Raw genomic sequence first — 12127 nt, forward strand, 5'->3', positions numbered from 1 at the left:
AACTCAATATACTTTTGTTTATATTCTTCGAATTCAGGGATAAATGATTCTGCTATAGAGCCTAAATTAACAACGAGATCTGAGAAATTTTTTTTCATGAAAGCTTCGAGTTATTTTTACTGCCATCAATTCCTATCTCACTTTTTCCCTTTCCTTTGCTGCTATTTTAAAGGCATTAGACTTAGCCTTTTTATATTCAGCAGAACGCTTAATAGTTTTAGGAGCTCTCTTATTTTTTTCTTGTTCTTGTGACATAGCCTACCTCGATTTATCATCGTACGTTATTCAAGTTTTACTTGTAAATCTTTATTTTGATTCTATTGTTAACAAATCGATTGTTAAATAGCTATTTATTGTTATGTGAGAACCTTATTTGCGCATTATTACTTTAAGTATAACTATTATTCTTTTAGTTATATGTTAGGCTGTTTTTTATAGCAAAAAATTTTTTAAATGTAATTATTTTTCCCTTAGCTATAGTTTAGAACATATTTTAGCCAAAAAATTTCTCAAGATGTACCCGAGGTAAAGTGTTTTACTTTACCTAATATAACATTCCAGCGCGAGTGGCATATATCTGGCAATTTGTCGCAATATTCAGTTAAATTTCTTATCGCAACTAGAGTAGAGCCCTGTGATCCTAATGTCGGTTTGTCATTTTAAATTAAATTATTTATTGTTCACTTTTGGCTAACCACATATTACATTTTGATTAACATCAAAGTAGTTAAAGTAATGGTTATTAATTGAACATTAAACCTTATGTTGGTTATATTTAATATTTTTTTTCTGTATTATAATTAGCTAACTTATTGTCGAAGTTGTTGTTTTCCCTGGTGTTGGCCAGCTTGAATGCTGGCTTTTTTTGCTCTTAAGAAAAGTGACGCCTAAATAGACAGCGGTGTCGTTATCGGCTTATGAGCATAATATTTTAATGGTAATGAAAAAGATTAATTGCTGGTTGTTGATTTAAAGTGAGCTATGTCAATGAATTTAATGAGTTAGCAAAACAGCGTTAGTAAAATAGTGCTAATCTATTGATAAATATTATTAAAATAAATTTAAGGGAAAAGTGACGCTATTTAAACGATATTAACAAGCTGGATGTTTTTGAGACTTAGTTGTTAAATAAATTTTTTACTATAGCTCATTTCTCACAATAACTTATTCATTTGATAGCGATAAATGCCACCCGAAAGATGGCATTAAGAATAAGCTATATATGATTAATGATATTTTCTCTACTTGTTTTTTAGTCTGTCTATTTTATTTTACTAAGACTTTCGGCTAACATGCCAGGGTCAGCAATTTTTGTAATTAGTGCAAGATAATCAATTCCCCATTTTTCAGCATGTGCTGCACCATTAAACGCTTGTTCATAGATTAGCTGTTCGTCAGTAATACTATTCCATAGCTCTCCGGCAAACCAGGTACAGTTGTTAATTGGAGTATAAGCGCCATTAGCAGGATTTTTTACTGTCATCCCCATCAGCTTGGCCATTAGATAACTTTTTCTATTTAAACTGGGAATGATGGTTTGTTCTAGTTTATCAGGGCAATGCTCTGGATTTGTTAACCGGATGCAACGTTGAATATAAAATTTACGTTCAGGGCTATCATTAATTTCTTCTGAGTCTGCGTTCTTAACAAATCCATGATCACCATGATATGCGTAGCTGGTGTAATCTCCTTTTTGATCACTGTTAAAAATAATTATCCAAGCGTGGCCTAAATTTCCACTACTAAATATTGTCACTAATGCTTCCATTACCACTTTAGCGCGTTTTTCTTTTTCATGAATAGGGTATTGGTCTGCCGCTGCGTCTAAAATTTTTATCACTTCATCTAAATTTGTTCGCTCTGCTGTGCGATTTGTGCGTATACATAATTGAGGGTAGCCGACGGTAGGATCGCCAATGGGTGCATATTTGTCTGGTGTTACACTCATAATAGAAATATCTAAATTAAACATAATCAAACTTATCCTTTTTTATAATAAATATTTATTTAATAAATAATCTTATTAAGATAAATATATCTATTGCTATTTAATTTTTTATATATGCAAATATTTAATATAAATAATGATAGGCTATATATTTACTAGATATATTTAACAGAGAGAATGATATATGTATAATAAAAATAATTTAAAAAATTATATTATATATTTTATATTATATTTATTCTTTATTTACTTGTTTGAAAAATAGAATATTTCATTTTTTTTGAATAAATTCATCAGTTGTAATTAGTAGAGTAGAACATTATTTTTTTGTTTAGTGTTTAATGTTTTGAGGTTAATTAATTTAATTTATTGTTATTTTTGTTCTTTAAACATACATTTTATGAAATAAAATTCATCATTTAATCTGATTTGCTATTTTCTATTAACAAGATTTTGATGAATTTAAGTTTTATAATCATGATATAAATTTTAATTAATGAAAATATTAAAATAGCCGTATCCTTTATAACTATTTTTAAGTTAGCTTAATTGTAAGCTAAAAAATTTTAATCAGTCGGTTAATTAAAAAGTATTTTTGATGCTTGCACGATTGATTTTTTAGAAAATTTTTTTTAGAAGATTAAAAATAGAATCTGGTTGCTTATTGTCGTGCCAATAAATTATTTTAGCTATTTTTTAAGTAAGTCAGCAGGTAGTTTTTTAATATCACCATTTTTTAATATAAATTGTAAATTACCTTGCCAGAATTCAGCAATAAATACATTTTTTTCTTGGATTTTGAATTTTTTTATTTTTTTTAATAGCCAATCTTTATCTTTTTCAATTTCGTTAAGACCGGCTTTTCTTATTTCACCCTCTTTCATTAAGATCACCGATGGCATTTTTGCGCCTTCACAAACAGCGGTCATCTGTCCGTCTGGCTCTATTTGCGCATAAACAACTTCTTGAAAAGAATGTATTCCTTGTGCTCTTAGTTGTGAGGAGATTTTTAAAATATCAATTTTATTTTTGTTTTGCAGAATGTTTTCCATTAAAAATTTGCCATGTTTAATAATTGGAATTGGATCACCAATGGTGACAGAACGAATACAGTGGATATGTTTGCTAATAAAATTCAATAAGGAAACCAATGAAACCCCAATCAGCAACACCATAATGTATTGATACAGAGGAATTGAATCTGTGTAAATTACCCCACCAATTATGCCTCCTAAAACAAAATTACCTATAAAATCAATCGGCGTCATTTGTGATAATTGTGTTTTACCTGAAAGGTTTAAATGCGTAATAACAATGACAAATCCAATGATAAATTTGATAAGAACCCAGCCATAATAAGCCATATTTTTTATCCTTAACGGTTAATAAAGTGTTAAGTATTATTATTTAATAATATGCTAATTTTTGTCAAAGTCCATTATTAAATAAATTAGCTTGTTATTTGTCAGTAAGGAAAATCAATAAAGAAGGGAAATTAAAAAAAGATTTTTCAGCAAATCATTATGGATTTGCTGAAAGTTTACCTGGACAGGTTGTGATTAAATTAAAAAGGTAGCTCTGCTGTGGAATTGATATGACGTACAGGAAACGCTGGCAAAACAGCATTCTGTAGTGCCTTGCCGGTCTTCGAATGTAAGGTTAAAGGCGTTTTTACCATTGAAGTTTCAACAATTTGACCATTTTCCATTACCATAAGTTGATGACAGAGGCGTTCAACTAATCGTAAGTCATGGGTAATGAATAAACAGGCAGTGTAAAATTGTTGCTGAAGATTTTTAAGTAACTGAATAATTTCAGCTTGTAGTATCAGATCGAGATTAGAAACGGCCTCATCAAGGATCAATAATTTAGGTTCGACAACCATGGCACGTGCCAGGCATACACGCTGTAACTGACCACCACTTAGTTGAGGTGGGCGTTGATTGAGTAGAAAACTATCCAATTCAACTGCATCTAGCATTTTAGCTATGCGCGCCTGTTCTTCCTTTTTAGTTAGCGATAAAAGGTGCCTAATGGGCTCCCGAATAATTTCGTCAATGGTTTTACGTGGATTAACGGCAGTTATTGGATCTTGAAATACGATTTGAACATCTTTACGAAACTGCTTCATTGCTTTTCCTTTCAGTTTGGTTAGAGACGTTCCGCACCAGCGGATCTCACCAGAACTAGGAGAGACAAGACCTATCAATAAACGGGCTAACGTGCTTTTTCCACAACCACTGCGCCCCAATAAAGCAACGTTTTTTCCAGCCCTTAGTGTTAGCGTTATTTGATTAAAAAGCTGGGGTTGATGGGGATAGCCAAAAGTGACTTTATCAATATCAAGTAATGTCATACAGATAACCCCAGATCATATAATGCCAGATGTGCCGTCAGTAAATTACGTGTAATTTGATGCTTAGGTCTATTAAAGATGGCGTTAACATTACTGTATTCGACAATTTTACCATCATGCATAACGGCGACGTCATCAGCCAAACGAGCAACTACCCCCATATCATGGGTGACCAATAACATGCCAATAGCACGAATTTGGATAATATTTTCAAGTAGATCAAAAATATGTGTTTGGCCAACTGTATCAAGGTCGGTCGTTGGTTCATCAGCTATGATAAATGGCGCACCACTGAGTATCGCTATTGCTATCATCATTCGTTGTAACATTCCACCGCTCATTTCAAAAGGATAAAGTGAAAGTATATGGCCAGCATTTTCTAATCCAACTGACTGTAATGTTGCTTTAATCATTGCAATATTGACAGGTTTGCCAAGAGCTTGGCAGGTTTCTTGAATATGGCTAAACATTGTATTAAGCGGATTGAAAGCACTACGTGGATTTTGCATGATAGTTGCGATATGTGAGCCACGTAACTGTTGAGAAGAGGTAATTTGTCCATCCAACAGTAAGTTTCCGGCTGTTTGATTTACACCCGCAGGTAATATACCGAGCATGGCTGCACAAGTTAATGATTTGCCACAGCCACTACTACCGACTAATGCTAGCACTTTGCCTTTATTGATCGTTAGCGATATACCTTGTACCAGTGGTCGTTGGGCTTTAAGTGTTATATTTTGCAACTCAATTTTCTGTGACATTAATCGTTACGCTCCGCTACCAGATAAGGGTCGAGGTGATCGCGTAGGGCATCCCCAAGTAGATTAAAAGCCATCACTGTTAGGAATAGAGCTAAACCTGGCCACAACATTTGTAGAGGTTGAGTCCAGATATATTGGCGAGCATCATAAATCATGACTCCCCATTCAGCCGTTGGAGCAGTAACTCCTAGTCCAAGAAAAGACATACCTGCCACATGTAGCATCATATGGCTAAGATCTAAGGTTGCCAAAACTAATAACGATGGAAGGATTGCACCAGCCAGATGATCGATGAATAAACGTCCGCTACTGGCGCCATACATTCTTGCTATGAGAATAAATTCGCGTTGACGCAGAGAAATTACAATACTGCTCACCATACGTGCATACCAAGCCCAGTGTGATAAAGCGATAGCAATGATAACATTTGTTAGCCCTGTTCCTAAAACGCCGACCATAAAAAATGATAGAATTGAAGTAGGAAACGTCATAAACAGTTCAGTGAGACGCATCAGAATTTGATCTATTTTGCCCCCCAATAATCCAGCGCTTCCACCAATAGTTAATCCCAGTGCCAGGATCAAGATAAGACATAGTATGACTGAGCCAAGTGAGACGCGAGTTGCTGCTAATAAACGCGAGAAAATATCGCGGCCTAAATGGTCAGTGCCAAGCCAGTGTTGCAGATTTGGCGTTAGTAGTCGTTGTGTTAGCTCGATTGCTTGTGGATCGTAAGGTAGCCACCAATGGCTGGTAAGAGCTGTTATAATCAGTAACACAATGATGATGATCGCTAGGCGTACCGACCAACGAGTTGAAAGGTAAAAATTCATGCATTCCCCCTTTCATGATGTCGGATCCGTGGGTCAAGAACGGCATTAAGGAGATCAACTAACAGATTGCATAGCACATAAACCACCACCATCATTAAGGTGAAACATTGGATCACCGGATAGTCTCGATTAAAAATTGCCGATACAGCATAGCGACCTATACCGGGCCAGGCAAATATGCTTTCAATAATCATGGTACCACCGATTAGTTCACCAATGTGCATGCCAAGGGCGGTTACTATTGGTAGTAACGCATTACGTAAAATATGCCGTCTTTCAGTTTGCTTGTCGTTAAGTCCTCGTAGCCTTGCCCAGCTAACATGTCGTTGTCCAGCAACCTCTAACATACTGGCTCGCAGCAGTCTGGCATTAATTGCTAGTGACATCAAAGCAATAGATATGGCTGGTAGGATCAAATGTTGCCAGCTACCATAACCTAAAGCAGGTAACCACTTTAGCCAAACTGAAAATAACATGATTAATAGAAAGGCGAGCCAGAAATTTGGCATGGAAACACCTAAAAATGCGATAATACGTACGACAAAATCGGGTAAGCGATTACGATGACGCGCTGCCCAGATCCCTAAAGGTATCGAGGTAAATAAAATTATGAGTAATGCCGCTCCAGCTAGTTGCAAAGTTGCTGGCAAAAATTGTAAAAGGTCATTTAGCACCGGACGTTGAGTTGCATAGGAAGTGCCAAAGTCTAAATGCAGTGCTTTCCACAACCATGTTCCATATTGCACAGTGAGCAGTTGATCAAGACCAAGCATTATTCGTGTTGATGCCAACATCTCTGCTGTAGGTGGCAGATTTGACAGCCGTAAATAGTCCATGGCCGGATCGCCAGAGCCATAACGCAGCAGCAAGAAAACAATAACTGAGGCGGCTAATAGCAACGGTATTAATAGTAGAATACGCCGCAAAATATAGCGCAACATTATGATTTCTCCGGCTTGATTTGTTCAAATGCAATTTCTGTCGATATTGGTGCAAACGGGATATAACCCAATTGTGGACGAGAGATGGTCATGAGTGATATGTAACTAATTGGCAGATAAACCGCTGAACGATGTAATCGAGTTAGTACATCAGCGTATAACATTTTGCGTTGTTGCTCATCGGTTGTTGTCAAAATCTGGGTTATTTCATTATCAATGATCTTTTTGTCCGGTAAGCCTAATTGTGCTTGATAATCAGCATGTGAAGGTACCCGCATTGAGCTCATAAAAGCGTGTGGATCGTAAGGCGCTCCCCAGGTGCGATTAAAAATCATGCTAAATCGGCCATCTCGTTGTCGGGCATAAAAACTGCTTTCTTCTTCGCCTATTAGTTTTGTGTCTACACCAATTTGCTGTAGGTTAGCTTGAATAACTTCAGCCATTGATTTATTGACAGCGTCGGTGGCAATAAAAGCTAGTTCTATTCTTAATGGTTCGCCCGCCTTTTCACGGATTGTTTTACCTGTTGGTAATATCCAGCCAGCGTTATCCAATAATGCTTTAGCTTTCTGCGGATCATACTCTCGTGCAACCAGTTTGATATTGGCATAAGGTACCGTTGGTGCAAATAGGGTATTAGCCACTTTTTGGGTAGCATAAAACGTATTGGCAATCAGCTTTTTTTTATCAACCGCATGATTAAGTGCTTCGCGTACTGCTAACTCTTTAGTTGGTGTTCGCGCAGAATTTAAGGCTAACATTACCGTTTCAATTGGGGCAGAAAGTTGGGTATGGTAGTGTGGATTACGGCTTAAGTAAGCGAAAGTCTCGGGCGGTAAGAGTCCGTCATTACCATATAGTAGATCGATATCGCCAGCTTCAAATGCAACAGCACGGCTGATTGGATCGGGGATCACTTTGATAGTTATTTTTTCTAGTATAGGTTTTTTGCCCCAGTAATGATCATTACGTAGCAAGACATCATATTGATTAAGTTTTGAGGTTTGTAACTTCCACGGCCCAGTACCAATTGGGGCAATAATACCATCCATAGTTTCATTTTTTTTAAACTGTGAAGGTGCGATAAAACGGAAAGGACGGGGTAAAGAGAGTTCCTGTAGGAAAGGGTAATAAGCGCTTTTAAGTGTAATTTGTAACTGGCTGTTACTTAACGCTTTAACATTGGTTATCTGATTAGTCAATTCTAGCCAAGCATGACGCCGGCGATTATTGAGTATAGCACGAAAATTTTTTTCAGCGGCTTGGGCATTAAACGGTTCACCGTTAGAAAAAGTAACATCATCGCGTAAGGTAAAAATCCACACTCTTCCATCTTCAGAATGTTGCCAACTTTTTGCTAGCCAAGGTTTTACTTGACCATTCGCTTGATATTTAACCAAGGGCTCATAAATCATACTTTGGGCAAAAATTTGGTTTGGGGTGTAGAGATGGGGATTAAGTGGCCTAACATTCACTGGCCAGGCAATATTTAATTCTTTATTGGAAGCCGCATATATATAGAGCGAGGTGCAACTAAGTAAGACAATTAACGTGCGGCGTACGATAGACAAAATTTTTTCCTTAATGGGTAAATGGCTAATGAAGGTAGGCAGATTTTAATAATTCGTCATACTTCTGGCTTGAGCTGGATCAATGGGGACGACTAATCGGCGCGGTTAAAACGGGTCATTGGTCGTGATGTTAGTACTTTTAATATGATATGTGGTTGCTCTCCAAATTGCTTATATAAAATTCTATAAATATCCATTAACAAATTAATATTCTAATTTGCTTAATTGCAATCTCTTTAAGAAAGTTTTCAATTACAGGGATTGTTAATACTCATTTTATTTGTTAAAAAATGGGCTATTTTTTCACTAAAATTAATGTTACATTATAACATAACATAATCAATGGGGTTAAATAGATTTCGTTTATAGGAAATGTAAACAAAATGAAGAAAATTTTATTGTCCAGTTTGGCAACAGCAATTGGGATGGCTATTTCATCTGGCGTTATGGCAGATCCAAAACTCACAACGGAAAAAAAGAACAAGGATGTTATCGTTGTAAAAACTGATCCATTAAATCGTTCTTCTTTATTGATGACAACACCAACCAAGGTTTTGTCTGGTGAAGAGTTAACGCAGCAACGTAAAGCTTCTATTGCCGAAACATTAGAGGAAATACCAGGTATTAGTGGTAGTCATTTTGGTGCAGGTGCAATAAAACCGATTATTCGTGGTATGTCGGGCGCACGTGTTAAAGTACTGAATGATGGTATTGATGTACTGGATGCTTCGATTGCTGGACCTGATCACGCGATCACCAGCGAACCTTTCTTAGCTAATCGAATTGAAGTTTTAAAAGGGCCAGCAACATTACTTTATGGCGGTGGTGCAATTGGTGGTGTTATTAATGTGCTAGATGATCGGATCCCGACTTCAGTACCAGAAAAAGGTTATGCAGGACAAATTGATCTACGGACGAATAGTGTCGCTAATGAAAATACGGGGGCAGTCGGATTAACATTAGGTAAAGAAAATTTTGCGCTGCGATTGGAAGGGTTAAAACGTCATGCGCAAGATTATCGTATGCCAAAGCGAGCCGGTGAGCTAGATTCTTATCGCTTACAGGGTTCCTATAATCGAACTAATAATTTTAATATTGGTGCCAGTTTGATTGGAGAAAAAGGCTATTTTGGCTTGGCGTACGGTATTCAACATAATGAATATGGTTTACCGGGTCACAGCCATGCACATTGCCATGAACATAGCTCTTCAGGAAATTGGCATTGTGAGAAAGATGATCATATGCATCATCATGGCCATACGCACCATGGTCATACTCATGCGCACAATCATCAACACCATCATAGCCATGGTGTTCCTTTTGTGGATATGAAACAGCAACGTTGGGAAATCCGTGGCGAATATGCGGATCCTTTTAGCGGTTTTGAGCGTATCCGACTACGCGCGGCACACACCGATTACAGTCATGATGAGATTGAAGGTCAGACAGTTGAAACTACCTTTAATAATAAAGCAACAGAAGGAAGGTTAGAATTAACCCATGCACCTATTTTGGGTTGGCGTGGGGTAATGGGTGGACAGTTTACTCAGCGCAATTTCTCAGCTGAAGGTTTAGAAGCGTATGTTCCTGCTACTTTGACACGTAATCAGGCGCTTTTTTTAATTGAGGAATTTGAAGCCGGCCCTTTGCGTTATGAATTAGGTGTTCGTCATAAGTGGCAAAAAATTGACGTAACAAAAGGTAGTCGTTCTAGCCAACATAGTAGTACTTCTGGATCAGCAGGTGTAACATGGACATTAGCACCTGAATATGCATTGACAGCTTCGTTATCCCATTCTAAACGTTTACCTATTGCTGAAGAACTTTATGCTAATGGGATCCATGCCGCAACAAGAACGATTGAAACAGGTAATGAGCATCTTAAAGCTGAATCAGCAACCAATCTTGACATTGGTTTTACCAAATTTGCCGGTGATTTCCAATTTGGCTTAAATACTTATTATAACCATATTGATGGCTATATTTATGGCCAAGATGCAGGTTATTCCCCCGGCGCGGGTTATCGCCATCTACACTATGTGCAGCAAGATGCTGTTTTTAATGGAGTCGAAGCTGAAGCATCATATCAACTCACTGATAATACCAAGTTCTCTGTTCAGGGTGATATTGTTAAAGCTAAGCTTCGTAGTGGCGGTTATTTGCCACGTATCCCGGCTTATCGTGTTTCAGCTACCATTGAACATCAATGGTTTGAGTCCTTAACCGGACGATTGCGACTTACTCATATTGGTAGTCAATATAAAACAGCGCAATATGAAACATCAACAGCCGGTTATAATCGAGTTGATATTGGCCTGACCTGGCAAAATCATTTTAATGACTTAGATTATATGCTGTATGGGCGCATTGAGAATCTATTTAATGGTGCAGCCCGGGATCATACCTCGTATATTAAAAATGAAATGTATTTACCTGGTCGTAATTTTGTCATCGGAGCAAGTTTATCTTTCTAAATTTCTAGGGGAATTGATTTGGTATCAACACTATTTAGTCATATTGAAATGATCCATGGTAATAACCCTTGGGGCAAGATATTAGATGCGGGTACAGGCATTAATTCACTGAGCTGGATCAGCCAGCTTAAGAGTGAAAGTTGGACGGCAGTAACTTGTGCAATTAATATGAAAGCCGATATTCAGCAAATTATTTCAGCTCAGCAAAGACCTCAAGATCGTCTATTATTGGGCAATTGGGCTGATAGTGATTTCATGGTTAATGAACAATTTGATACTGTAATTGCTGATTATTTATTAGGCGAGGTAGACGGCTTTGTGCCTTACTGGCAAATACCTCTATTATATCGTTTAAAAGCATTAACCCTTAATCGGCTCTATTTTACTGGTTTAGAGCCTTATGTACCTTACAATGCAAATAGCCAAGCGGGGCAACTTGTGGTAAATATTGGCCGTTTGCGTGATGCGTGTTTATTACTTGCTGGCGAACGCCCGTATGGAGAATATCCGGCCGATTGGGTGATCTATCATTTACAACAAATGGGATTTGAGATAGTAGATCTAAAACATTATCCAATTAATTATGGTCACAATTGGTTGACAGGCCAAATAGAAATGTGCCGCCAGCGGATCAATAGATTTGTTGATCGACAATTAGCGATATCTATGCTTGAGCATATAAGTCAATTAGAACAACAAGCGCTTCTATGTATTGCCCAACAAGGAAGTTTAAAACATGGTGCGGATTATGTTATTTCCGCTCAATTAGCAAAATAAAATTTATTAGCATAATATGCTAATAAATGAAAATTGGAAGCTGTTTATATTAAGAAAATAGTCATTAATCTAATATTTAATTTTTATTATAAAATATTTATATCCTATTTATCATCTCATATTGAATAAAATAAGATAGATAAAATTAACCAGGGTTAAAATATTGTCATTTACTAATAGTTGCTATAAACATTAATTTTATTTGCTAATAATTTCATATTCTTAATCAGGCTGCATAAGGTACCGTAATGGGTCACGGTACCTTGAGAACTTTATCTTATTTTGGCTTAATGTTTATAACTATAAATTAGCCACATGTTTCAGGTGAAAAATCTTTATGTCCTCTACCTTCATAGCATTTAATTAGTACATCTTGCGGTTTTTCTAAGATCCATCTTAACCTCCAAAGGGTACTCCCACCGACATAAGGTGGGAGGGGAATTTGGTCGGGCTTGAAAAGCCCGAA

The 12127-nt window shown here is 36.8% G+C and carries 10 protein-coding genes; 2 read left to right on the top strand and 8 right to left on the bottom strand.

All coding sequences use genetic code 11. The features are described 5' to 3' along the window. Positions 1-132: 132 nt before the first annotated feature. The 8 genes from H1X92_RS16085 to nikA form a co-directional block, all read right to left on the bottom strand. A complete protein-coding gene (locus H1X92_RS16085; protein ID WP_255498988.1) occupies positions 133-255 on the bottom strand; it encodes a hypothetical protein in 123 nt (40 codons plus the stop codon). A 1006-nt stretch (positions 256-1261) separates the two neighbouring features. Then, positions 1262-1972: a hypothetical protein gene (locus H1X92_RS08335; RefSeq protein WP_180559705.1), complete on the bottom strand. Its 711-nt coding sequence runs from the start codon at positions 1970-1972 to the stop codon at positions 1262-1264. 665 nt (positions 1973-2637) lie between these two features. After that, positions 2638-3312 carry a DUF421 domain-containing protein gene (locus tag H1X92_RS08340; RefSeq protein WP_180559706.1) on the bottom strand — a complete coding sequence of 225 codons (675 nt, stop codon included), beginning with the start codon at positions 3310-3312 and terminating at the stop codon, positions 2638-2640. Between the two features lie 200 nt (positions 3313-3512). Next, positions 3513-4304, bottom strand: a complete 792-nt coding sequence (gene nikE / locus H1X92_RS08345) for a nickel import ATP-binding protein NikE (RefSeq protein ID WP_180559707.1) — start codon at positions 4302-4304, stop codon at positions 3513-3515. Further along, positions 4301-5065, bottom strand: coding sequence for a nickel import ATP-binding protein NikD (locus H1X92_RS08350; protein WP_180559708.1), 765 nt, complete (start codon positions 5063-5065; stop codon positions 4301-4303). The genes nikE and H1X92_RS08350 overlap by 4 nt, the downstream gene beginning before the upstream one ends. Continuing rightward, positions 5065-5898, bottom strand: coding sequence for a nickel ABC transporter permease subunit NikC (gene nikC, locus H1X92_RS08355; RefSeq protein WP_180559709.1), 834 nt, complete (start codon positions 5896-5898; stop codon positions 5065-5067). The genes H1X92_RS08350 and nikC overlap by 1 nt, the downstream gene beginning before the upstream one ends. Next, positions 5895-6839: a nickel ABC transporter permease subunit NikB gene (nikB, locus tag H1X92_RS08360; RefSeq protein WP_180559710.1), complete on the bottom strand. Its 945-nt coding sequence runs from the start codon at positions 6837-6839 to the stop codon at positions 5895-5897. The genes nikC and nikB overlap by 4 nt, the downstream gene beginning before the upstream one ends. Beyond that, positions 6839-8413: a nickel ABC transporter substrate-binding protein gene (gene nikA / locus H1X92_RS08365; RefSeq protein WP_180559722.1), complete on the bottom strand. Its 1575-nt coding sequence runs from the start codon at positions 8411-8413 to the stop codon at positions 6839-6841. The genes nikB and nikA overlap by 1 nt, the downstream gene beginning before the upstream one ends. 380 nt (positions 8414-8793) lie before the next feature. Here nikA and H1X92_RS08370 point away from each other — a divergent pair, with 380 nt between their 5' ends. Together H1X92_RS08370 and H1X92_RS08375 are read left to right on the top strand one after the other, a co-directional pair. After that, a complete protein-coding gene (locus H1X92_RS08370) occupies positions 8794-10884 on the top strand; it encodes a TonB-dependent receptor (RefSeq protein ID WP_180559711.1) in 2091 nt (696 codons plus the stop codon). An 18-nt stretch (positions 10885-10902) separates the two neighbouring features. Continuing rightward, complete coding sequence (locus H1X92_RS08375; protein ID WP_202881805.1) at positions 10903-11661, top strand: hypothetical protein; 759 nt, start codon at positions 10903-10905, stop codon at positions 11659-11661. Positions 11662-12127 lie beyond the last annotated feature (466 nt).

It is taken from the genome of Arsenophonus endosymbiont of Apis mellifera (assembly GCF_903968575.1).
Lineage (GTDB): Bacteria > Pseudomonadota > Gammaproteobacteria > Enterobacterales > Enterobacteriaceae > Arsenophonus > Arsenophonus apicola.